Origin of the sequence: Frankia sp. AgKG'84/4 (assembly GCF_023242965.2) — a bacterium.
Taxonomy (GTDB): Bacteria; Actinomycetota; Actinomycetes; order Frankiales; family Frankiaceae; genus Frankia.
This window is the reverse complement of the sequence record NZ_JALKFU020000022.1, coordinates 1-22,713: the sequence shown is the minus strand read 5'-3', so window position 1 is coordinate 22,713 and position 22,713 is coordinate 1. Positions and strand designations below refer to the sequence as shown.

The window sequence follows — 22,713 nt, the reverse complement described above, 5'->3', positions numbered from 1 at the left end:
CCCGACACCGTGTGGATCAACCAGCCAGTACCAAGCCAACCAACCGAAGATCCACTGTCTCATTTGACTTGACACCTGCCGAACCGCCTGCTCGTAGAACCGCCGAGAAAGATTGCGACCGGACACGGCTCCGAGATACTCCTCAAGGCTTTCCGGCTGACGCATGGCCTAGGGTTCGATCAGCTGCTGCTCTCATACAGTAGCGGTCTCCACACACCGCGGCACGAGCAGGCCGCCGATCCCCAGGACGTCGTCGAGCAGTCGCCGCACCCGCTCGATCTCGCCGGCGGTGCAGTCGATCAGTACCTTGACCTCCACGTCACGTTTGCCCCGATCCGCCGTCACGAAGAATCCCACCACGCCAGCGCCGACAGCGCTGCCGCGAAAGACGTCCACCCCGCCGCCGTCCGCAGCCACGGTGCCCTCCAGGTAGCCGTAGTCGACCGGGTACACGGCCAGCGGTACCCGTGGGTGCCTGCTGCCGGCCGGTCGGTCCACCACCAGATGTGAGGTAGCCACCAACTTGTCGAGATTGCCGAACAGCCGCGCGCCGGACGTGTCAGACATGATCTCCACCGAATCGAGGGGCGTCCACGAGAGTGGCCACGGGCACGAAGTGCCCAAGGCCATGTGCATTGTCCTGCCCACCAGCGTGAACGGCGGGGCCCGGCCGGGGTCACGGCGATGGTGGACGGCATCCGGGAGCGACCGTCTCCTTCACCCCTGCGCCAGGCCATCGGCGAACAGATTGCCTACATCTTCTTGGTGCCGACCCGGGCTGCCTGTGGCGATCGTGGGCGTCCTCCGAAGCTGCCGCCCAGTACATCCGGTGAAGCGGATGCGGTTCACATGGCCGCAACATGGCCGTCCGGCCGGGCTCGAACCGACTGTCGAGATCCTGACCAGCACCGATCCATTGTGCCGAATCTCAACACGATAGACCGCGAACCGCATTCACCCAGGTCAGAGACTTGATCAAAAAATGTGTGGACCACGTGTACCAGCATCCGAACCCTTCGATCTTGATTGCCGGCCCTGAAATCACTGTCCGACCGGTCGCTACCAGGGCCCCGACCAGGGACGATGCCCAATGACCGCGCCAATTTCTACATCATCTAGCGAATCAAACATATGTTCCGAATTTCGGGCGGGGTCGGATGCTTCGGCCCGCCTGGGACCGTGATCGTGGGTGTGGTGGTCGCGTTGACGTTCTGCTTCGGGTTCGGCAATGTGCTCGCGCTCGGGCTGCGTCTGGGTGTTCCGATGTGGATCGGGCCCTTGGCCGCGCCCGCTGTTGATCTGTCGGTCATCGGCCTGCTGATCGGTAGCCAGCGACTCTCTGTGAACGGCGGGCCCGTGGAGGTGCTGCGCGCGGTGCGGCGCCTGCTGCTGTTCGCCAGTCTCGTCACCCTGGCTCTGAGCGTCGCCGAACCGTTGATCGCCGGTCACTATGGGCGTGCCGCGTTCGACGCGGTCGGCCCGTTACTGCTGATCGGCTGGGGCGAAGTTGCACTTGGCCTCCTCCAGGCCATGCAGACCACGGTGGAATCCCCGACCGGGGGCGCGATGTCCTCGCGGGTGCACGGGTGCACGGGTGCACGGCCTGTGCCCGCCTCGGCGCCACATTCCGCCCAGCATTCCGATCGCCCCCTCGCCCGCTGGTGCTGTACCCATACCCGTTGCCGGGACGGCGGGCTGGGCTACTGGCCCCAGGGCCTGGATGTACTCCCGTCCTCGGGTCGAAGCAATTCCATGCTGCCCGTACGAGACTGGTCAGTATTGATATTAGGGCCGCCGTCGACGCGTCGCAGGGAGTATTTTTCCATGTCTGCCCCACCCGTGAACCAGCCGATTCTCGACGGCCGTTCGCTACATCTCATCGATATTGTCAAATTTGTGAAATCACCGGATCGATCTGCCGTCCTTGCCGAGTCGGCGATCGAGAAGATGCGTGCGACCGTGGATCTGAGAAATACTCTGCTCGCCCAGGGCCTGCCCATCTACGGGGTGACGACGGGATTCGGCGACAGCTGCAATAACCAGATATCACCCGACCGGGCGGCGGAGCTCCAAAGAAATCTCATCACCTACCATCTCAACGGCGTCGGGCCGATTGCCGAGGAGGAGGTGGTGCTGGCCACGATGATTATCCGAGCCAACTGCCTGGCAGCCGGCCGGTCCGCCATCAGGCCCCAGGTCGTGCAGACGCTCCTTCGCCATGTCGCCGCGGGTATCGTCCCCCTGGTTCCGGAACGCGGATCGCTGGGTGCCAGCGGAGACCTCGTGCCGTTGTGCTATGTGGCCTCGGCGCTGTTGGGCGAGGGGGACGTCCGGTACCAGGGCGCTGTTGTTCCGGCCGCCTCGGCGCTGGCCGCCGAAAAGATCAGCCCGGTCGTCCTGGAGCCAAAGGAGGGCCTCGCCCTCATCAACGGCACCTCCTTCACCACGGCGTTCGCCGTCCTGGCCGTCTCGGATGCGCAGGAGCTCGCCTTCGCCGCCGAACTAGCGACCGCCATGGCCTACGAGGCACTGCGCGGAAACACCTCGCATGTCCACCCGTTCGTGCATGCCGCGAAGCCGCACCCCGGCCAGGAGAAGAGCGCCTCCGTCGTGCGCACCCTCCTCAACGGCTCCGCTCTGACCCTGAGCTATGACGAGATTCTCATGCGTCTGGATCCCATTGCGGGCCGCGGTCACGCAGTCCTCGACGAGCGCATCCAGGACAGCTACTCGCTACGCTGCGCACCCCAGGTGATCGGGGTTCTCCGGGACACGCTGACCTGGGTGGAGGACTGGCTGCAGATTGAGGTCAACTCGGCCACGGACAATCCGTTGTTCGATGATCTCAAAGGTGAGGTCCATCATGGCGGTAACTTCTATGCCGGTCACGTCGGGCAGGCGATGGACAGCCTGAAGACCGCGGTGGCGAGTACGGCGGATCTGCTCGACCGCCAGCTCGCCCGGCTGGTCGACGAGCGGTTCAACGCGGGCCTGCCGGCCAACCTGATCCTGCCGAGTGCCGACGGTGAGGAACAGGCCGGGTTGCATCACGGCTTCAAGGGAATGCAGATCGCGGCCTCCGCCATCACCGCCGAGGCGTTGAAGACCGCGGCGCCCGCGACAGTGTTCTCGCGTTCGACCGAGGCTCACAACCAGGACAAGGTCAGCATGGGGACGATCGCCGCCCGGGATGCTCGGACCATCGTCTCGCTCACTGTGCGCGTCGCGGCCATCCATCTGCTCGCGCTCGCTCAGGCGGTCGACATCCGCGGTCCCGAGCGGACGGCGCCGGCCCTTCAACGGGTCCACGCGGCAATCCGGGCCCGGGTTCCGCTCCTGGACCGGGACCGGCGGATGGACCAGGACATCGAGGCGGTCGCCGGAATGATCGTCAATGGTGTCCTGCGCCGGGCAGCCCTTGGATCGCCTGTCAATCCGCAGGGTGCCATCGCGCTCGGGGTCAGTACCGACCCCACCCGGGCTGTGTCCGAGACCGTCTCGTCTCTCTGACCGCCGGCGGTGGACCTGCCGCCAGGACCTGCACGGGCGGCTCTCGGGCGCGCCTGAGCACCGCCGAGCTGACTCCCCAAAGGCGACGAACCCCCACAGGAGGCCACACGTGCTGCTTATCCGCGACCACGAGACCGTTCGAGATCTGGAGAAGCGTCAGCAGGAGCACGTCGACGTCGTCAACGCCGTGATGAACGGAACGGCAGATCTGGCGGCGATCCAGAACACGAAGCTGGTGGACACGCTGACCGCCGCCCTTTCCTCGGACCTCTATCGCGAGAGCATCCCGGCGGATGTCCGTCAGACCATCGCGTCGGGATCCCTCGATCCGGACCGGGCGCGTCACGAGGTGCTACCGGCTCTGCCGCTTCTCGGGAAACAGGCTCTGAGTGAGGCTGGTCAGGCCGCCTTCACCCGGGAGCTGCCCGACTTCCTGCACTACTACGAGTCCTCCGGGACCACCGGGGAACCGGTCGCCGCGCCCAAGGCCCTCGATGACCTGCTCGTCAACACGGTGAACTTCGGTGAGATGTGGGGGCGGTTCCTCACCTCCAGCGATCGGGCGCTCATCCTGATCAACGCACCATTCGCGCCTGCCGCGTACCAGTTCGAGAAGGTCCTGGAGTACCTGCAGGTCCTCTCCCTGCGCCCGTGGGTCGACAACATCACCGGCGACTACACCAGAATTCTCCGGCTGGTCGACGGCATGGGCGTGAACGTCTTCGTCGGGCCGCCGTCGCGACTGCTCGAAATGATTCAGTTCGCCTACCAAAACAACCTGCCGGTGCCGCGTTTCGACAAGCTGCTGCTGATGGCCGAGCAGACCGGCCCGGCCTTTCTGCGGCACCTTGAGCGGCTCACCGCGGCGACCGCCTATGTCTGCTCCTACGGTTCCTCCGAGACCGGTACCATCGCGATCTCCTGCGAGCACCGTGTGCTGCACCTACAGACCCAGAGCTACCTTCTGGAACTGGTCGTGGGCGATTCCGTCGAGCCAGCCGGGATCACTGCCACGCGCGGTGAGCTGGTGATCACGACACTGGATCTGCCGGCCCGTCCGCTGGTGCGCTACCGCATCGGCGACCTGGTGGAGATCGATCCCAGCCCGTGCCCCTGCGGGGTGGCGCAGCCGGTGCTGCGGACACTCGGCCGTGCGCAGGACGTCATCACCCTGGACGGCCGGGGCGTCCGACAGAACGATTTCGAGGCGGCGCTGTGGGAGGTTCCCGCCGGCGACGTCACGGTCCTGAACTACATGCTGGTGCTGCACAACCGTACGATCGTGTGTCTGGTGACCACGACCGGCACGGTGGACGACGCCTGGTCCGTGGCGACGGCCGACCGGCTGGCTCCGCTGTTCGAGGGCTACGACCTGGTCGTTCGTCCGGTGGAGGCCCTGCCGCCGCTGGCCTCGCTCGGCCAGTACATGGGCTGGAAGCTGTCCCGAGTCCTAGATGTCACGGACGAGCGGAACTGGGCGCGCCTGCGCGAGCCGATCCTGTCGCAGGTCCGATCGACGGTCGACCTGGTCTCCTCCTCGGTCGCGGTGTCGACGCATCTGCCGGTGGTCCAGCCATGAGCGGCATCACCGGATGGGTCGACTGGGAACGCGACCTCGTACGCGAGCGCGAGACCGTCGACCGGATGACCACGGCGCTGGACCACCGCGGACGCGACGGCGGCGGGGTCTGGCTGGCCACCGACGTGGCGCTCGCGCAGCGCCGCGACAGCACCTGGGAGGGCACCGGTGCCGGTGGCCCGCTCACGACGGTCAGGGATGACGGGTCGACCCGGTCCGGCGAGCCAACCCTCGCACTGGCCCTCGACGGAGACCTGTTCGAACGGGACACGCTGCGTGCCGCCCTCGCCGCCCGTGGACACCGCCCGCGTGGCGCGGCCGGCGCGCCGGCCGAGGTGCTCGCGGCGTACGAGGTGTGGGGCACGGCGGTGGTGGAGCACCTGGTCGGAACCTTCGCCCTCGCGCTCTGGGACGCCGACCGGCATGGCCTGCTGCTGGCTCGGGACCGCCTCGGCGTCGCGCCGCTGTACTACCTGGCGTACGACGGCGGCATCCTGTTCGGCTCTGAGCCGAAGGCCCTGCTGGCGAATCCGCTGTTCGAACCGGAGGTGGACGCGGAAGGTCTCGCGGACATCTTCGTGGTCGCGGCGAAGCGACCCGGCGACGCGGTGTACCGCGGCCTGCGTGAGGTGCGGCCGGGACACACGGTCTGGTTCGACCGCACCAGCGTGCGGCACACCCGGTACTGGAGCCTGCCCGCCGAGCCGCACCGCGACGACCTGGCTGCGACCACGGGCCGGGCCAGGCAGCTGCTCGCCCGGGCGGTGTCCAGCCAGTCCGAGGCGGATGTCCCGGTCGGATCCCTGCTCTCGGGCGGCATTGACTCCAGTGTCATCACCGCGTTCGCCGCCCAGGCGAGGGCGCAGCGTGGCCAGGGCAAACTGGCGACCTACTCGGTGGACTTCGTTGACAGCGAGCAGGACTTCGCCGCGGACGCGCTGCACGGGAGCCGGGACGCTCCGTATGTCCAGGCCGTCGTCGACCACGTCGGGACCAACCACTCCGAGGTCCTGCTGGCGGCGCCGTCACTGCTGGACCACCTGGGCACGTCCCTGCGCGCGCGCGACATTCCCGGGGTCGGAGATCTGGACGTCTCGCTATACCTGCTGTTCCAGGAGGTGCGGCGCCATCTCGGGGTGGCGCTGTCGGGTGAGGGCGCGGACGACATCTTCGGCGGCTACCCCTGGTTCGCCGCCGAGGCCACGCAGGCGACAGGGAGCTTCCCGTGGTCGGCCGGCGTGCTGGATCGCAACGCGGTGCTCTCCGCGGACCTACGGCGCCGGCTTGACCTGCATGCCTATGTGGATGCCCGCTACCGCGAGGCGCTTGCCGAGGTCCCCGTCCTCGACGGGGAGCAGGGCGTGGATCGGCGGCTGCGGGAGGTCACCTACCTGCAGCTGACCCGGTTCCTGCCGTTCCTGCTCGACCGCAAAGACCGGATGTCGATGGCGGTCGGGCTGAACGTCCGCCTGCCGTTCACCGACCACCGGCTGGTCGAGTACGTCTGGAACGTGCCGTGGTCGCTGCGCGGACGAGGCGAACGGGAGAAGAGCCTGCTGCGCGCCGCCGGCCAGAGCCTGCTGCCCGCGGCGGTCGTGCAGCGGCCCAAGAGCGGGTTCCCGTTCGGCCAGAGCCCGCGCTACCTCTCAGCCGTGCGGTCCGCGGTGCTCGCCCTGCTGTCGGACCAGGACTCGCCGGTCCTACAGCTGCTGGACGCCGACGTGCTGCGCCAGATGGCGCAGGGCGGGGCCTGGACCAACGGCTCCTTCACACCGCCGCCGTGGCTGCCCCGGGCGCTGGCGCTCAACGCCTGGCTGAAGGACTATGGCGTGCGCGTCCGGATCTGAGCTGAATGCTGGTCGGGCCGGGTCGCCATGTTCTAAAGTTTCTCAGATGTGAAACTATCTGAGGAACATGGCGGCCCCACCACCGGCTGAGGGGCGCGCATAGAGCGGAGGCTGTCCGAGGTGCGTGCCCTCACCCACCCGTCCCGGGAGAACCTGCAGCTGGCGAGCGTCTTCCACGCCCTCAGCGATCTCGTGCGGCTGGAGATCGTCCGACAGGCCGCGGTCCGCGAGCAGTCCTGCGCCGCCCTGAGCGTCAATGTCTCGAAATCGACGCTGTCCCACCACCTTCGGGTGCTGCGCGAGGCGGGCGTGACGAGGACCAAGATCGAAGGGACCCACCGCTACGTCTCGTTGCGGCGGGAGGACCTTGACGCGCGCTTCCCCGGGCTGTTCGATGCCGTCCTGCGGATCCTCGATACCTCCACTGACGACACGTCCGCTGACGACGGCGCGGGTGCCGAGTCGCCGTGAGCCCCACGCACGGCGGCCCAGCCCGCCGCCTGGGCCTCTACCGCTCGCGGTCTGTGACGGGCCCCCCGCGCCGGTGGCATAGCGGTGGCCGCCGTGCCGCGGCACGGCCTCCCGCCGATCGAGGTCTGTCGCCCGCGGACGAGTCGACGTCGATCGGCTGTTCAGTCCGGACAGGACCATGACCACGCGGCAGCGCCGCACAGGTCGACGATCAGGCTTCAGACATCCAGCACCTTGCGGGCCAGCCGGCCGAACTCGGCGCGCTCGCTCGGGCTGAGTGCACCGAAGACCCGATCAAGGCGGTCCGTCATGCCGCGGTCGACCTCCTCCAGCGCGGCGAGGCCGGCGCCGGTGGGGACGACCGCGTAGGCGCGTCGGTCATGCGGATTGCGTTCGCGACGCACGAACCCCGCGTCTTCCAGGCCGTCGATGCATCCCACCATCACGCTGCGATCGATCCGCAGCTGCTCGCTCAGCTCCTGCTGCGAGACGGCACCGACCCTCGCGAGCATGCCGAGCACGAGGTGCTGGCTGACCGACAGGCGAGCGTCGCCAAACGCCGCGTCCATGGCCTTGGCCACCTGTGTCGAGACGCGACACAGCGCCACATCGACCCGCTCAGCCGCGATCTGGGAGAAATACGTTGACGAGGTGGAAGGGTTGGCACTGGTGACTGAGGTCACTTCCACTGACCGGTTCCTCGCATGTCCAGCACCGTCCTACGTCCAGTACGCCGGCAGACCGAGTGTCGCCGGCAGGCGCCTTGTCCAGCTTGGCCTACGATAGCCGCTCGTCACGGTGCTGTTCCGGCGTCAACGCCACTCTCGGCCCGGGGAACCGGCAGATCAACCAGCAGGTCGTTGCTCCCGGGGGTGATCCCCGCCGTCGCGCCCGGCGCGTCTACCCCATCTGCCGTGTCCGGAGCGTCCGCCGTGTCCGGGACGTCCACTGTGTTCGGAACGTCCACCGCGCTGGGGGCGTCCCCTGCGTCAGGGGCGTCTGCCGCGTCCGGCGGTGTATCCGACAGTGATGCGCGCCGGTCGGCCCGGGGAGATCCGAGTAGCCGCACCATCGGCCATTCGACGAACGTGCTCAGCAGCCAGGCGCCAGTGAGGCACAGGCCGAACGCCGCCGCCACCACTCCCAGTGCTACCGGAGTGCTCCAGGTGAGATCGGTCCCGAGCGCCTTCTTCCCGTACACCAGCACCAGGCGGTGCACCATGTACAGGGCGAACGAGATCTCGCCCAGCCGCACCAGCCCGTGGGCGCGTAGCCGCGACGGCCGGCCGGCCAGATCGGCTGATGCGGCTGCGGGGATCAGCAGGGCCATTGGCACGATCGAGACCGCGGCCAGGCCATAGAGGAACGGAACGTTCAGCGCCAACAGATAGGCGGCCACGAGCAGCGCCACCGCTGGCGTCGTGCGCAGGCCGATCCATCTGCGCTCGACAAGAACGCGCGCCATGATCATTCCGAGTACGAAATCCAGTGTGCGTACCGGCGGGAAGACGTAAACGAACCAGAACCGCCAGGTCGAGGTCGGATCGAAGGGCAGGGCCGGCCCGGCGGGCAGCAGCTGGGCGACGGCGGGCATGAGCATCACGGCGGCCGCGACCGCCCCGGCCCAGTACCACAGCCGCTCGGGCCGAATTCTGTTGACAATCCGTAGGAGCAGCGGAAAGAGCAGGTAGAAGAAGGCCTCGCACGACAGGGACCAGGAGACGTCGTTCAGGTTCGAGAACACCGTGATTTTCGGAATCATGGAATGCACCAGGAACAGGTTGGGTACGGCCTGCCACCACTGCGGCATGCCGCCGGCCCAGCCCATGAGGACGATGGCGACGCCCCACATCACCACATGATTCGGATAGATCCGGACCGCCCGCCGCCGCCACACACCGAGGACCGTGTCGTTCGATCGGGCCGACCAGGTCAGGACGAAGCCGCTGAGCACGAAGAAGAAGCTGACGCCAATCCAGCCGGCCATCTCCAGGACCCGCGCGTAGGCCCGGCCGGCGTCCGGGTCGGAGAAAAGCGGCTCAAGAGACGAGTGGAACAGGAAGACGACCACGGCGGCGACGAAGCGGAGGCTGGTAAGTGATTCGAGTCGATTCCGGAGTTCCCTGCCGGGGTCTGCCGGCTTGGCCGGAACGGGGTGGGCGGCGAGGCGCGGGCCAGAGTCCACGAGATCCCCCAGGGTTGATCCAGCGAACCCGGCCGGGAACATCCCGACACCACGATTCGCTGGTTCTACGATGACAGAACAATCGATAACATGGCGCTCTCGATCTGGCAACAGATAATCTGTGGACTACATATTTGCCGGGCTCGCCTCTGGGGCCGATCCAGGCAGGCGATCCGAAGGTTGGAGGACGAACGGATGACCATGAACCATGGCGACACGTCGCCCACGACGGGAGCCGTGCCCTCGGCGCGGTCCTCCGTCCCGTCCGGGCACGGCCCACTGGCCGGGGCGACTGATCCGACGGACCCGCCCGAGCAGTTCGCTCCGACCGACTCCAGGCTCGCCTGGGAGGGCGCTGTCGAGGTGACCGGTGAGGCGCCGTGGTGGCAGTTCTGGCGGCTACCGCCGCGCGGGCTCGCCGTATCCCCAGCCGCGCCGCTGGCGGGCCTGGCCAGTGTGCCGGCGGGGGTGCGGGCGGCCATACGCACCGACGCCCGAGTGATCGGTCTGTCCGTGCTCGCCGCCGACCAGGACGCCGGGGTTCTCGACGTGGTCGTCGACGGTGAGCTGGCCGGCCGTCACCGCGTCGCCGGCGAACACCCGGGCCCCGTCCAGATCGAGGTTGAGCTGCCCGGACGGCTTGCGGTCGTCGAGATCTGGCTGCCGCACCGCGGCGTCGTCCTCGTCGGCGCGATCCGCCTGTTCGGCCACACCACCGTGCGACCGTCGCCGCATGCCGGCCCCCGCTGGGTCGTCTACGGCAGCTCAATCACCCAGTCGCTCTTCGCGGCCGGGCCGAGCGAGACGTGGACCGCCCTCGCCGCCCGAGCGCTGGGCTGGCGACTGCACAACCTGGGCTTCGCCGCGCAGGCGTATCTCGATCCCACGGTGGCGCGCGGCATCCGGGCACTTCCCGCCGACATCATCACGCTGGAGCTCGGCATCAATGTCTACCTGCGGGCGGGCTTCTCCCCGCGGACCTGGGCGCCGGCCGTGCAGGGCTTCGTGGAGACGATCCGAGAGGGCCATCCGCGGACACCGGTGGTCGTCGTCTCGCCTCTCGTCGCGCCCGGCCGGGAGGATCGGCCGAACGCCGTCGGCGCGACCCTGGCGGAGATCCGCGACGGGGTCGTGGCAGCGGTCGACGCGCTGCGGGAGCTGGGCGATCCAGACCTGCATCTGATCGATGGACGATCGCTCGTCGGCTCGGCCGATCGCGCGGTCCTGCTGGACGACCTGCACCCCTCCCCCGTCGGGGAGGAGCTGATCGCGCAACGGGTTTCCGTGATGTTGCGCGCTCTCGGCCATGGGGCACGGGAGAGCTGACCGGTACGTGCGTGGTCCGGGTCTGGCCTCATCACCGGACCCGGACCACCCCGCGCTGGTTGCGTACCTGACCGTCCGCCTGGGGGCAGGGACAGTCGCCGACCGCTACCCGCCTGCGGTCGAATGCTGCGCGGTCTCGGCAGCAGGCTGCTGGGGGACGACCGTGGGCTGCGTGGCCGGCCTCATCCGAACGACCGCGATCGTGGCCCCTAGCAGTGAGAAGATTCCCGCGACGAGGAAGGCCGGGTGGTATGCCGACACCGTGGCGATGTCACCGACCGCGTCGCCGGCGGTGAGCACGGCGGTGAGCACGGCGACCCCGATCCCGGCGCCGAGCTGGACGGACGCCGTGATCATGGCGGTGGCCAGCCCCTGGTCACGGTTCTCCACGCCGGTCACGCCAGCGATGTTGAAGGCGGGGAAGGACAGCCCGTTACCCAGACCCTGCAGGATGAGTCCGGGCAGGATCACACTGGCATACGCGCTGTGATCCCCCGTCCGGATGAACAGCAGGATGCCGGCCGCCTGGAAGAGCAGACCGACTGTGGCGAGCACATGCAGACCGAGCTTGGGGATGAGCCGGATGGCGATCTGCACCGCGGCGAAGATGGCGATCCCCATCGGCACGATTGCCAGCCCGGCCTCCAGCGCGTTGTAGCCGAGGTTCTGTTGGAGGTACAGCAGGCCGAGGAACTGCCAGCCGATGGTCGCCGCCGACCAGCAGAGCCCGATCGAGTTGGCGGCGACCAGACGTGCGCTGGTCCGGACCCTGGCCGGGATCAACGGGTCCGCCCCGCGGAGCTGGGTGATCGTGAACACCACGAGCAGGGCGGCACCGACCAGCAGGCACGTGAGGGTCGAGGCCTGTGCCCAGCCCTCCTGGCCGCCGCGGTTGAGCCCGAACACGACCAGCAGCAGCCCGCCGGTCACCGAGACGGCGCCGCTGACATCGAACGAGGGACGCTCGCCATGGTCGGCGTGGTCCGGCGGGACGACGATCCGGCTCACCACAGACACCACCAGCGCGATGGTGGCGGGCACGAAGAAGACCAGCCGCCAGTGCACCTGCGTGAGTAGTCCAGACAGGATGAGACCGGCGGTGTAGCCGCTCGCCCCGGTGAGGGAGAACACTCCCATCGCACGGTCACGTTCCGGCCCCTCCCGGAATGTCGTCGTGAGGATCGACAACGCCGCCGGGGCGATGAACGCCGCCGCCACGCCCGTAAGCACCCGGGCCACGATGAGCGCCCAGCCGACGGAGACTAGGCCGCCCAGCAGGTTGGCCAGGACGAACGCCACCGTCGCGACGTTGAACATCCGCCGCCGGCCCACCACGTCCGCCAGTCGGCCGCCCAACAGCAACAGACCACCGTAGGAGACGGCGTAGCCCGAGATGACCCACTGCAGGGCTCCCGCGGACAGGTCGAGGTCCTTGCCGATCGAGGGCAGTGCGACCGCGGCGAGCGAGACGTCCATCGAGTCAAGGAACAACTGGGAGCAGAGAACCGCAAGAGTGATCTGCTGACGCCGGGTGTCGGACCCGACCGCAGCCTCCATCTCAAGCGCGCTCATCCGAGCCTCCTGGGGCAGTAGCGGGGTGGCATCGTGGGCCGCTGACCATCCGGGTCAGCGGGTCGGCGACCCACGGTGCAGTGAGGTCCAGCATTGCAGAAATGTCGATGCAAGACAATCTTCTGACAGACTATCTCTGGGCGTCATGCCAGCCGTCACCACCGGGCCGCCGTCACGATGGGGTCACCGGGTGTCGGCCGCCATCTCCGCGATGACCCGCCACACGTCGCTCGGCTCCAGCCCCAGTTCGCCGATCCCGGACATCATGAGCACTGGCGTGTCCACCCCGGCAGCGACGTACTCGGCGATGCGTCGCCGGCAGGCGTCCGCATCGCCGTGGACGATCAGGTCGTCCGTCACCTCGTCCGGGATGGCCGCCACTGCGCCGAGGTAGTCGCCGGCCTGCCAGCGCCGCAGGCTCGTCGCCAGCCGGTCCGCCCGACCGAGCCACGTGTGAAAGGCGTGGTAGGTCGGGGCGGCCAGAATCGGCGCGAGCAGCCGCGCTCCGAGCAGCCGGGCGATGCGGGCGTCCGCCGTCGGGATGACGAACAGCCGGGCCACAAGCTCCCGGGGCGGACCGAGCGGGTCGACGACCGCACGCACCCGGGTGACGTCGGCCGGCGACAGGAAGTTCGTGATCACACCATCGGCCGACTGCCAGCCGAGGGTGAGCATCCTCGGCCGCAGGGCCCCGACCATCAGGGCGGGTGGGATCGCCGGTGGGCGACTGAGCTGGAAGGAGTCGATGTCGAAGGTGTCGAAGGCGCCGTGGACGATGCCGCCGTCGAGGCTGCGGCGCAGGAACTGCAGGGTGTCGCGGACGTGCTGGTAGGGCCGGTCGAAGGGGATGCCGTTGAATCCGGTCACGAACCTCGGGCCGGACGAGCCGATCCCGACGATCACCCGGCCCGGGGCAAGCTCGGCGAGCGACGCGGCCGTCTGGGCGATGACGGCGGGACCGCGGGTCTGCACGGGTACCACGGCGACCCCGAAGCGCAGGACGTCGGACCAGGCTGCGCCGGCGGCGAGCGGGACGAATCCATCGGCGCCGGACGCCTCGCCCGTCCATACGTCGGTGTAACCGAGGCTCGGTAGCTCTCCGATGAGCTTGCGGTGATCGCGCAGGTTCATCATCGGGACGGGGATGTTGAGGCCGAGGCGGGGCACGGGCCCTACCACTCCACTGGCATGCTGCGCGGCCGGAGAGTGAGCAGCCCGCCGATCCATTCGACGTCCTCAGCGGGTACGGCCAGTCGCAGCTTCGGCAGCCGCGCGGCGAGCGTACCGAAGGCGACCTCCAGCTCCATGCGGGCGACCCCAGCCCCGGGGCAGTAGTGCGAGCCGAAGCCGAAGACCAGATGTCTGATGTCGCTGCGGCCGAGGTCCAGACGGTCCGGGTCGGGGGTGTACCGCCGGTCCCGGCCCACAGCGTGCATGGCGGGGATCACCCCCTCGCCACGCGCGATCTCGACACTGCCGATGGTCAGATCCTCGGTGGCCACCCGGATGAACCCGATGTCGGAGGGCGGTGCGTACCGCAGCAGTTCGTCGACGGCGGCCGGGACAAGAGCGGGGTCGGCGGCGAGCCGGGTGAACTCGTCGTGGTGGCGCAGGAGCGCGAACGCACCGCGGGTGATCGCCCCGACGGTCGTGTCATGGCCCGCTACCAGCAGGTTGATACCCAGCCAGACCAGTTCCTGTTCGCTGAGTCGGTCCTGGTCGTCCCGGGCTGCGATCAGCGTGCTGAGCAGGTCGTCACCGGGCTCCTCGCGGCGACGGGCGACGAGTGTTGCGACGTAGGCGGCGGACTCCTCGCGCGCCCGCAGCCGCTCCTGCGGCGTGAAGGCCGTCACGCTCACCAGCCGCTCGGTCCATTCCTGGAGGCGCGTGCGGTCCTCCCGTGGCGCCCCGACCATCTCGCAGATCACGTGGATGGGCAGGATGGCGGCGTAGGTGTGGTGCAGGTCGGCCGGCTGGGGCCCCGATGTGATCTCGTCGATCAGCTCGTCGGCGATGCGCTGCACGCCCGTGCGCAGGGCCTCCGCCCGGCGGGGTGTGAAGGCAGGCGTCAGCAGGCGACGCAGGCGGGTGTGGTCGGGGCCCTCCTGGTTGAGCAGGTTGAAGGGGTTGTCGGAAAAGTCCGGACCGCTGATCACACGGGGCGCGCCCGGCTCGCGTAGCGCTGCCCGGGACAGCCGCCGGTCACCGAGGGCGGCCTGCACCTCGTCGTAGCCGCTGACAAACCAGGCGTGGTCCCCACTGGGCATCCTGACCCGGGTCACCGGGCAGGCGTCGCGCAGTTCGGCGTGCCGCTCGGGCGGCTCGCCCAGCGGGCCGGGCGGGAAGGGGAAGAGGTCGGGCTGGTTCGCGGTCACCAGGTCTCCTTCACTAGTTCGAGAATTCGCTAATCATCGAACAAATGTATGCGATGGTGGTAACCTTGCCACTGGTCTGCCGCCGGCTAGGTCGAGCTCTCTCCGGTCTGCATGCCCTGCGAGACCACCTGCGTGCGGTTGCGGAGCTGAAGCTTGGCCAGCACGTTCGACACGTGGAACTTGACCGTCCGCTGGCTGATCTGTAGCTGTTTCGCGATCTCGTCGTTCGACATGCCGGAGGACAGCGAGACGTGCACCTCCCGTTCCCGCCGTGTCAGAGCGTCGAGCGGGTTGTCCGGCCGGGAGTGGTGGGGCGGGAGCACCCGCTGCGCGATGTCCAGGATGAACGCGGCGATTGGTGGGGCGAGCCAGGTGCCGCCGGCGGCGACCGCGAGGACCGCTTCCGGCACGTCCCTTGTGGGCCCCCCGTATTGCATCAGACCCCGGGCACCCGTCCGCAGCCGTTCCAGCAGCAGTGGGTCCCGGCTCAGCTCGGTGCGCACGATGACCCCGGTCGGCGGGTCCCGCCGCACCCCGACCGCGAGCCGGATCACCTCGTTCGGGTCGGGCCCCGGCATCGTGTCGTCGACGAGGAGCACAGACCACGGATGCGCCCGCAGGGCGTCGGTGAGCTCGCCGAAGCTCGCCGTCGCCTCGTGCCGCCCGAGGATGCCGGCCTCCGCCAGCACCGTCTGCAAGCCGACCGCCTGCAGTGGGTGATGGACGTAGAGCAGGACGCTGACGGTGGTCACCAGTGGTTCCAGTGCGTGACGGCGCCGACGTCCACCCGCGGTCCGGGGCGGAAGTCTGTACCGACCGTGTAGGCCACAGGGATGAGGGCCGCCTGGATCGTCCTCTCGTAGGGAATGCCGAGCAGGTCGGCGGCCTCTCGCTCGTAGTGCAGGTGGGGCGTTGTCCAGGCGGTGCCGATCCCGAACGTCCGGGCAGCGAGCATGAAGCTCCACACCGCCGGCAGGATCGATCCCCAGGCGTTCGCCTGGCCCACGTTGCTGGCGGTCTCCCGCCGGTCGGCCACCTGCAGACAGGGCACGAGGAGCACGGGCACCCGGTGCAGGTTGTCGAACAGGTGCTGGGCGCTGATCGACATCCGCTGGTGCGCGAGGGCCTCACCGGCGGTCCGGTCCACGCCGGTGCGCGCGATGTGCTCCCTGGGCCGGGTCAATCCCAGCCGGTAGAGCTCGGCCAGGCCGGCCCTGACCGCGTCGTCGGTGACGAGGACGAAGTCCCACCGCTGTCGGTTGCGCCCGGTGGGCGCTTGCACGGCGAGCGCCAGACAGCGCTCCAGCACGTCGCGCTCCACGGGCCGGTCGAGATCAAGCCGTCGGCGCACCGCGCGGGTCGTCTGCAGAAGGTCGTCGGACGACAGGTCGAGCCGTGACATGAGTGCCCCTGCGGTCGGAGGTGTGTGCGACCGGTCCGGACCGCCTCCTAGGCCGGCCACACGGCTGGCGCGACTTCCGGTACGTGAAGCGAGGAAGCGCCCGCCCGAACAGGCAACGAATCGTATCGCAATCGAGTCACTACCCCAGGTGATGGGCCGATGCGATTCGGCGTCGGACCGCATCGGCCGACGGGGCAACTCCCCGGGTCGATCTCGCAACAAAACCCTAGGGGCCGCACGAGTCGTTGGCAAGGAGTGCACGAACCTTGCCGCAGAGCTACCCATGTGGTACGGTTCGAAAAGTAACAAACTATTGAACCTTTGCTTGCCGTGGAACTTGTGCCCGCGGTGCGGCTGTTGAATCGCCGCTCGCGAGGCATCGTCTCTCGCGCTATCGCCTTTGTGCACCACCCTGTTGAGGCGCTGTTGACGACGGCGTCATCGCCGTCGGTGCCGGCGGGGCGTGAGCGGGTCTCCCGAACCCCTGACCGGCCGATCCCTTTCGCTGACTCCAACCAGGAGGCACCGTGACGGACATCAAGATCGAGGTCGATCCCGCCGATGTCGGGCTGGACGCGGGCCGGCTGGGGCGCATTGACGCCTACCTGGCCGAATACGTCGACAGCGGTCGACTGGCGGGCTGGCTGCTTGGGGTCAGCCGCGGCGGCCGGGTCGCCCATCTCGCGGCAGGCGGACACCGCGACCGTGAGGCAAATCTCCCGATGGAGCTCAACACGATCTTCCGCGCCTGGTCGATCACGAAGCCGGTGACCTCCGTGGCCGCGATGATCCTTGTCGAGGAAGGAATTATCAGTCTCCGGGACCCCCTGGAGACCTTCATTCCGGCCTTCGCCGACACCCGGGTCTACCGGCGTGGCCCGGTGTCACGACCCGTCTCGGAGCCTCTCCAGGATCCGATCCGGATCGGGCATCTGCTCAGCCACACCTCCGGCCTCACCTACGGCTTCCACCGCGCGCATCCGGTGGACGAGCTGTACCGCGAGGCGGGCTTTGAATGGACGACACCGCCTGGGATGGACCTCGCCACCTGCTGCGAGCGCTGGGCGGAGTTCCCGCTGCTGTTCCAACCCGGTTCGGCCTGGAACTACGGCGTCTCCAGCGACGTCTTGGGCCGGGTCATCGAGGTCGCCTCGGGCCAGCCGCTCGACGAGTTCCTTTGCCAGCGCGTCCTCGCGCCATTGGGCATGGTGGACACCGGGTTCTGGGTACCGAAGCAGGACGCCGACCGGCTCGCCGGCTTCTATCTGGTCGGCCCGGACGGCCGCGCGGTGCGCGACGACCACGTGGCCGGAACCGGGCTGAACCGTCCCGCCTGCCTATCAGGCAGCGCCGGCCTGGTCACCACCCTGCCGGACTACCACCGTTTCGCGCAGATGCTGCTGGGTGGCGGCGAACTGCAGGGCGTCCGCCTGCTCGCGCCGGGCACGGTCGACCTGATGGCCCGCAATCACCTCCCCGACGGTGGCGACCTGCAGGCGGTGGGGCGCCCGGTCTTCTCCGAGATGCCGTTCGAGGGCATGGGCTTCGGGCTGGGGTTCGCCGTGGTCACCGATCCGGTCCGCACCCGCGGGCTGTACTCGGCGGGCGAGTTCGGCTGGCACAGCGCGGCAAGCACCATTTTCTGGGTCGACCCCGCCGCCGACCTCACTGTGATTTTCATGGCACAGCTCATGCCCTCCAGTGCCTATCCGCTGCACTCCCGACTGCGTCAGCTGGTCAACCAGGCGGTGGTCGGCCGGCCACGCACCCGCCTCGAGGACGACGTCGTCGCCCGGCCGGTTCGTGCCCTCGGCTGAACGGTCGCGGCCAAGGACGGACGCAGCGCCGCTCGCCCAGACCCAGCGCAGCCGAGCCGTCCACCAGGTTCCCATCGGAGGAGAACCCGCATGTGCTCGCCACACACAGTCAGCGGTATCACGCCGGGCACGGACCCGGCGCGGCAGCCGGACCTCGCCGAGAGTCCCGAGCAGACAACTCCCGCCGCGGGTGCCGGTCACCCGCCGCGGGCCGCGCTCCCGCTGGCGGAGCTGCGCGGCCAGGTGATCGATCTGACCCACGTGCTCGGCCCGGACTGGCCCGTGTTCACGATGTACGTCGACCCTCCGGAGGTCCGCCGTCTCGCCTCTCTCGAACCAGATGAGTACAACGCCTTCGAGCTGCGGGTGAACGAGCATGTGGGCACGCACATAGACGCGCCGCGCCACTTCGACGACGAGGGTCTGTCCGTCGACCGCATTCCGGCGCAAGACCTCATCGCCCCGTTGTGCGTGGTGCGTATAGGGGAACGCGCGCAGCGCGACAACATCACGGAACTGGGTGTCGACGATCTGCTTGGGTGGGAGCGTGCGCATGGTCGCATACCAGCCGGTGCCTTCGTGGCGATGGAAACGGGCTGGGCACCTCGCCTGCATCAGCCGGGGGCGTTTCTGAACTTTGACGAGGCGGAAGGGATCTTCCGATTTCCCGGTATCGCGCCCGAGACCGCCGCGTTCCTCGTCGAGGATCGCGCGGTGATCGGAGTCGGAACCGATACGACGAGCCTGGACACCGGAACCCGCCCCGCCACTCCTGAGACCCACCGCGTGCTTCTGCCCGCCGGCCGGTACGGCATCGAGTGCCTCGCCGGACTCGACCAGGTGCCCGATTCCGGCTCGCTGATCATCGTCGGCGCGCCCAGGCACCGTGACGGCACCGGTGGCCAGGCCCGGGTCTTCGCACTGGTCTAGGCCGCGGCCGGGGGCCCGTCCCGCCGCACCTCGCTCGTCTGACGGTGACGCGCGCCCGCAGGCATCTCGCACCACTACGACCCCAGGGAGCTGCAATGGTCAACATCTACCCGCCCGCGCCCACGGGCTCGGCCCAGGGCACCCAGCAGCCCGGTGTCCAGGAGTTCGGCCGTCCGACACAGTGGCGGCGGGAACGCTACCGAGACGGCGTTTTCAGTCATGAGCTCGACACGGAGTGGGAACGGCTCCAGCTGCTCGAGTCGGTCCTCGACCACCACACCATCAGCCGTCTGCGCGCCCTCGGCGTCGGGCCAAGCACCCGTTGCCTGGAGATCGGTGGTGGAGCCGGTTCCGTGGCCCGATGGATGGCCGAGCAGGGCGCACGAACCACTGTGACCGATCTCGACACCAGGTTCGTCGACGGACTGGCGGCGGACGGCGTGGAGGTCCTGCGCCACGACGCCTATGTCGACGACTTTCCCGCCGGCTCGTTCGACGTCATTCACTGCCGTTACGTGCTGGTGCATCTACCCGACCAGGAGCAGGTGATCTCACGGATCGCGTCTTGGCTGGCGCCCCATGGGGTGCTGGTGGTCGAGGAGCCCGCCTTCTTCCCCATAGAGAACGCTCCCCATCCGGCCTATCGCAAGGTGATGCTCGCGTTCCGGCGTCATCTGGAGCGGGTGGTCGGTACGGACACGGCGTGGGCACGAGCACTGCCGGTGCCCCTTGAGGGCGGCGGCTTGGTGGACGTCGGCTTTGACGCCCGGCTCCAGCTGATCGCCGGCGGGGACGCGGAGGCCGAGTGGTGGCGCCTCACGCTGGAGCAGACCCGGGCCGCGATCGTGGCGGAGGGGACCGTGCAGGATCACGACTTCGATGAGGCGTATGCCGAGCTCAGGTCGCCTGCATTCCATGACGTGTCCCTCGCGGTCTTCACGGCATGGGGTCGGCGCCCCGGGCAGTGACCAACACCTCAGTATCGAGCGCTACAAGACAGTTTGACTCAAAACCTTCTGCTGTCTACAGTATTCTCACTAGCTGCCACGCATTTCGCGTCGGCGTCTCGCCCCGGCGGGACGCCTGCCACATCGTCGCCGCCACACCAGCCCAGATGGTCGGGTATGGCGGCAATCTCTAGGTTGTGGTTCCGCGTTCCCAGCCGCAGCCGTCCGCCAAAGGTTTCACCCAGGTTTTTCGAGCCGCTCATTCCCTTTTTAACTGGCAGGGTACCACCTGAACCGGATAGGGGATAATATGGAAGATCCAGTTCGATCGGACCCATCGAAGCCGACGACCGACGATGGTTCCACGCAAGCCGTGCTCGACGCCCTGAACGAATTCATCGCCGGCCTAAACGGCCATGACGTCCATGCCTGGGCGGACACGATTCACTTTCCCCACCTCCGCGTCCACGAAGGCGCCCTGACAGTCTGGCAGACACGGGAGGAGTATGTCGAGCGCAGCCGGCAGGAGCTGGCAGACCTGCTCGGCAGTGGCTGGAGCCACAGCAGCCTGGACTCGTGGAGCATCGTTCATCAGTCGCGCACGAACGCGCACGTCGCTGTTCGGTTCGGCCGCTTCGACGCCACTGGAGACCGCCTCTCCACGTTCGACTCCCTGTACATCCTCAAACGCGCCGACCATCGCTGGGGCGTGCTCGCCAGGATCGGCTTCGAGGTGCAGTTAGTGTCCTGAGTCGTTAATTCTTTCGCAGTAGGCTGCGAGGGTCTCGAGGATCTGATCGGCGGTCTTGGTCCAGACGAACGGCTTCGGGTCCTTGTTCCACCTGTTGATCCACCGGCGGATGTCGACTTCGAGTTCCACGACAGAGCGGTGGGCGGACCGGCGGAGCTTGCGGTTGGTCAGCTCACCGAACCAGCGTTCGACCAGGTTCATCCACGACGACGAGGTCGGGGTGAAATGCAGGTGGAATCTCGGATGGCTCAGCAGTCAGTTCTTCACTGCCGGGGTCTTGTGTGTGGCCTAGTTATCAAGGATCAGATGCAGGTCGTACTCTTTCGGCGCTGAGGCATCGATCAGCTTCAAAAACCGGAGGAACTCCTGATGGCGGTGCCGCCGGTAGGACTGGGCGATCACAGCCCCTGGCCTGAGATCCAACGCCGCGAACAGGCTCGTCGTACCGTGGCGCACATAGTCGTGGGTCATCCGCGCCGGCGTCCCCGGCAACACCGGCGCCGTCCGATCCAAAGCCTGGATCTGGCTCTTCTCGTCCACGTAGAGAACAATCGCTTTCTCCGGCGGGTTGAGATACACCCCGACACCCTCGACATCGACCGGGTCGACCAGTGCGTGTCCCCAGCAGGCGGCGACCCCTCCAACCTCCGAGTGATCACTCCCTCGACCTGGTCGTCGGACACCATGCGCGGCCGGCCCGGCTGCGGCTCATCGACCAACCCCTCCAACCGATCCGCCCACGCCACTTCGCCACCGTCGGCAACGACACCCCGGCCAGCGCCGCGACCTGCCCGTTCGTCCCACCCTCCGCACACGCCAACACAATCCTCGACCGCTGCGCCAACGCCTGCGACGTCTTTGGCCGACGCACCCAAACCTCCAACGCCTTCCGCTCGCCCTCGGAGAACACGATCGATACAGCACGCGGACCCGGAAAAACCCCAGCATACGATCTAAAAAACAACTGGCGACTCAAGACACTAGACGTGCCGTCCTGATGGCAACGAACCCGGGGCCCGGCCGCCAGAGCTCCGTCCACCAGCAAGTGAACGCCGCGCGCGTCCATCGCCTGCCGCCGGTGCGGTGCGGAAAGAACCTGACGATCTCGGTTAAGAACGCCGATAGGGATGCATCGTGCCCAAGCGGAGGAACCTTGACGATCTCGCAGATCTCCGACCCTCTCGACGTTCACACGGCAGGTGGTCCGGGAGCAGAGCTACATTATCACCCGGCATCGCCAGCCAAGCCGACCAATGTGATGATCTGCGCTTCTTCTCCCCTGGCCCAAGCGGGGCTACGATCCGTTCTTCAGGTTATGAACGGTATGTTACACGTGGTCGAACTGGACAGCCAGCAAGTCGCGAAAATAATGCGATCGGTCACGCCTGATGTAGTCATTCTACACGATTCCTGCGACGTCGGGAGCGGGGTTGGCCTCGTTCGCCAGATCCAGGCGTCGGCTCTCGTCCACCCAGCCAGAGTAGTGGTAATGACGCAGTACGACGAGGCGCATCACATCACCGACTACCTGGCGGCCGGTGCTCGCGGCCTGATCAGACTGGACAGTTCCGAGCAAGAAATACTACGAGCCCTGTGCGCCGTCCGTGCGGGGCACGCCCATATCGCGCCGGAGGTGGCGAGCCGCCTGGTCAATTTCGTTCTTGGTCGTCTTCCCCCAGTGGGACACGTGCAGGTCGCACGGCTGCGCGACCTGACCGGCCGCGAACGGGAGGTGTTCCGGCTGGTCGCCGCCGGAATGTCGAACTCCGAGGTTGCCCAGGGCCTGAACCTCAGCGAGAAGACGGTGAAGTTCCACGTGTCGAACATCCTGTTCAAGCTCGATCTGCGTACCCGCGTGCAGGCCGTGCTCGTCGCCCGCCTGGCGGCGGCCACCGCAGGCGAGTACTGACCGACACGGTACATGGGCGGAATCAAGTAGTCATGGCGACGCATGACTTTCCAACAATTCGGCGAAGACCTCGACTGGCTTCGCCCATGTAA

Annotated in this window: 18 protein-coding genes and 1 pseudogene; 10 read left to right on the top strand and 9 right to left on the bottom strand. The window is 67.9% G+C overall.

The window, feature by feature from the left end; translation table 11 throughout:
* Positions 1-192 precede the first annotated feature (192 nt).
* Entirely contained in the window at positions 193-567 is a 375-nt protein-coding gene (locus tag MXD58_RS03550) for an inorganic pyrophosphatase (protein WP_248841138.1), read from the bottom strand.
* Positions 568-1,185: 618 nt separating this feature from the next.
* Here MXD58_RS03550 and MXD58_RS03540 point away from each other — a divergent pair.
* From MXD58_RS03540 to MXD58_RS03525, 4 genes are all read left to right on the top strand, one after another.
* Positions 1,186-3,510 (top strand): HAL/PAL/TAL family ammonia-lyase, encoded by a 2,325-nt coding sequence (locus tag MXD58_RS03540; RefSeq protein ID WP_374615578.1) that lies wholly within the window; start codon positions 1,186-1,188, stop codon positions 3,508-3,510.
* Positions 3,511-3,619: 109 nt separating this feature from the next.
* Positions 3,620-5,089: a phenylacetate--CoA ligase family protein gene (locus MXD58_RS03535; RefSeq protein ID WP_248841139.1), complete on the top strand. Its 1,470-nt coding sequence runs from the start codon at positions 3,620-3,622 to the stop codon at positions 5,087-5,089.
* Entirely contained in the window at positions 5,086-6,936 is a 1,851-nt protein-coding gene (asnB, locus tag MXD58_RS03530) for an asparagine synthase (glutamine-hydrolyzing) (protein WP_248841140.1), read from the top strand. The genes MXD58_RS03535 and asnB overlap by 4 nt, the downstream gene beginning before the upstream one ends.
* 120 nt (positions 6,937-7,056) lie before the next feature.
* Positions 7,057-7,407 (top strand): ArsR/SmtB family transcription factor, encoded by a 351-nt coding sequence (locus MXD58_RS03525; RefSeq protein WP_248841141.1) that lies wholly within the window; start codon positions 7,057-7,059, stop codon positions 7,405-7,407.
* 218 nt (positions 7,408-7,625) lie between these two features.
* Here the strand turns inward: MXD58_RS03525 and MXD58_RS03520 are convergent, their stop codons facing one another.
* Together MXD58_RS03520 and MXD58_RS03515 are read right to left on the bottom strand one after the other, a co-directional pair.
* Positions 7,626-8,090, bottom strand: a complete 465-nt coding sequence (locus tag MXD58_RS03520; RefSeq protein WP_248841142.1) for a MarR family winged helix-turn-helix transcriptional regulator — start codon at positions 8,088-8,090, stop codon at positions 7,626-7,628.
* A gap of 110 nt (positions 8,091-8,200) precedes the next feature.
* Positions 8,201-9,592, bottom strand: coding sequence for an acyltransferase family protein (locus MXD58_RS03515; protein ID WP_248841143.1), 1,392 nt, complete (start codon positions 9,590-9,592; stop codon positions 8,201-8,203).
* A 195-nt stretch (positions 9,593-9,787) separates the two neighbouring features.
* Between MXD58_RS03515 and MXD58_RS03510 the strand changes: the two genes are divergently transcribed.
* Entirely contained in the window at positions 9,788-10,918 is a 1,131-nt protein-coding gene (locus MXD58_RS03510; protein ID WP_248841144.1) for a GDSL-type esterase/lipase family protein, read from the top strand.
* Positions 10,919-11,023: 105 nt separating this feature from the next.
* Here the strand turns inward: MXD58_RS03510 and MXD58_RS03505 are convergent, their stop codons facing one another.
* The 5 genes from MXD58_RS03505 to MXD58_RS03485 all read right to left on the bottom strand — a co-directional run bounded on the left by MXD58_RS03505 (position 11,024) and on the right by MXD58_RS03485 (position 16,267).
* Entirely contained in the window at positions 11,024-12,490 is a 1,467-nt protein-coding gene (locus MXD58_RS03505) for an MFS transporter (RefSeq protein WP_248841145.1), read from the bottom strand.
* A gap of 183 nt (positions 12,491-12,673) precedes the next feature.
* Complete coding sequence (locus MXD58_RS03500; RefSeq protein WP_248841146.1) at positions 12,674-13,657, bottom strand: LLM class F420-dependent oxidoreductase; 984 nt, start codon at positions 13,655-13,657, stop codon at positions 12,674-12,676.
* A gap of 5 nt (positions 13,658-13,662) precedes the next feature.
* Positions 13,663-14,865 (bottom strand): cytochrome P450, encoded by a 1,203-nt coding sequence (locus MXD58_RS03495; protein WP_248841147.1) that lies wholly within the window; start codon positions 14,863-14,865, stop codon positions 13,663-13,665.
* A gap of 86 nt (positions 14,866-14,951) precedes the next feature.
* Positions 14,952-15,617 (bottom strand): LuxR C-terminal-related transcriptional regulator, encoded by a 666-nt coding sequence (locus tag MXD58_RS30565; protein ID WP_248841148.1) that lies wholly within the window; start codon positions 15,615-15,617, stop codon positions 14,952-14,954.
* The gene (locus tag MXD58_RS03485; RefSeq protein ID WP_248841149.1) at positions 15,614-16,267 is read right to left on the bottom strand and encodes a nitroreductase family protein; all 654 of its coding nucleotides are present in this window, start codon (positions 16,265-16,267) and stop codon (positions 15,614-15,616) included. The genes MXD58_RS30565 and MXD58_RS03485 overlap by 4 nt, the downstream gene beginning before the upstream one ends.
* Before the next feature lie 527 nt (positions 16,268-16,794).
* On the opposite strand from MXD58_RS03485, the gene MXD58_RS03480 reads away from it, so the two are divergent.
* The 4 genes from MXD58_RS03480 to MXD58_RS03465 all read left to right on the top strand — a co-directional run bounded on the left by MXD58_RS03480 (position 16,795) and on the right by MXD58_RS03465 (position 20,712).
* Complete coding sequence (locus MXD58_RS03480; RefSeq protein WP_248841150.1) at positions 16,795-18,084, top strand: serine hydrolase domain-containing protein; 1,290 nt, start codon at positions 16,795-16,797, stop codon at positions 18,082-18,084.
* A 90-nt stretch (positions 18,085-18,174) separates the two neighbouring features.
* Positions 18,175-19,014 carry a cyclase family protein gene (locus MXD58_RS03475; RefSeq protein ID WP_250609035.1) on the top strand — a complete coding sequence of 280 codons (840 nt, stop codon included), beginning with the start codon at positions 18,175-18,177 and terminating at the stop codon, positions 19,012-19,014.
* Between the two features lie 95 nt (positions 19,015-19,109).
* Positions 19,110-19,982, top strand: a complete 873-nt coding sequence (locus tag MXD58_RS03470) for a class I SAM-dependent methyltransferase (RefSeq protein ID WP_248841152.1) — start codon at positions 19,110-19,112, stop codon at positions 19,980-19,982.
* Positions 19,983-20,334: 352 nt separating this feature from the next.
* A complete protein-coding gene (locus tag MXD58_RS03465; protein WP_248841153.1) occupies positions 20,335-20,712 on the top strand; it encodes a DUF6841 family protein in 378 nt (125 codons plus the stop codon).
* Here the strand turns inward: MXD58_RS03465 and MXD58_RS03460 are convergent.
* Positions 20,701-21,625 (bottom strand): annotated as a pseudogene (locus MXD58_RS03460) (IS630 family transposase). The gene MXD58_RS03465 and the pseudogene MXD58_RS03460 overlap by 12 nt on opposite strands.
* An 84-nt stretch (positions 21,626-21,709) precedes the next feature.
* On the opposite strand from MXD58_RS03460, the gene MXD58_RS30985 reads away from it, so the two are divergent.
* A complete protein-coding gene (locus tag MXD58_RS30985; protein ID WP_374615572.1) occupies positions 21,710-22,621 on the top strand; it encodes a response regulator transcription factor in 912 nt (303 codons plus the stop codon).
* The last annotated feature ends 92 nt before the right edge of the window (positions 22,622-22,713 follow it).

Coding starts and splice junctions, on each gene's coding strand:
- MXD58_RS03550 (WP_248841138.1), bottom strand. CDS start 567: ATGTCTGACACGTCCGGCGCGCGGCTGTTCGGCAATCTCGACAAGTTG.
- asnB (WP_248841140.1), top strand. CDS start 5,086: ATGAGCGGCATCACCGGATGGGTCGACTGGGAACGCGACCTCGTACGC.
- MXD58_RS03510 (WP_248841144.1), top strand. CDS start 9,788: ATGACCATGAACCATGGCGACACGTCGCCCACGACGGGAGCCGTGCCC.
- MXD58_RS03505 (WP_248841145.1), bottom strand. CDS start 12,490: ATGAGCGCGCTTGAGATGGAGGCTGCGGTCGGGTCCGACACCCGGCGT.
- MXD58_RS03485 (WP_248841149.1), bottom strand. CDS start 16,267: ATGTCACGGCTCGACCTGTCGTCCGACGACCTTCTGCAGACGACCCGC.
- MXD58_RS03475 (WP_250609035.1), top strand. CDS start 18,175: ATGTGCTCGCCACACACAGTCAGCGGTATCACGCCGGGCACGGACCCG.
- MXD58_RS03470 (WP_248841152.1), top strand. CDS start 19,110: ATGGTCAACATCTACCCGCCCGCGCCCACGGGCTCGGCCCAGGGCACC.
- MXD58_RS30985 (WP_374615572.1), top strand. CDS start 21,710: ATGGCAACGAACCCGGGGCCCGGCCGCCAGAGCTCCGTCCACCAGCAA.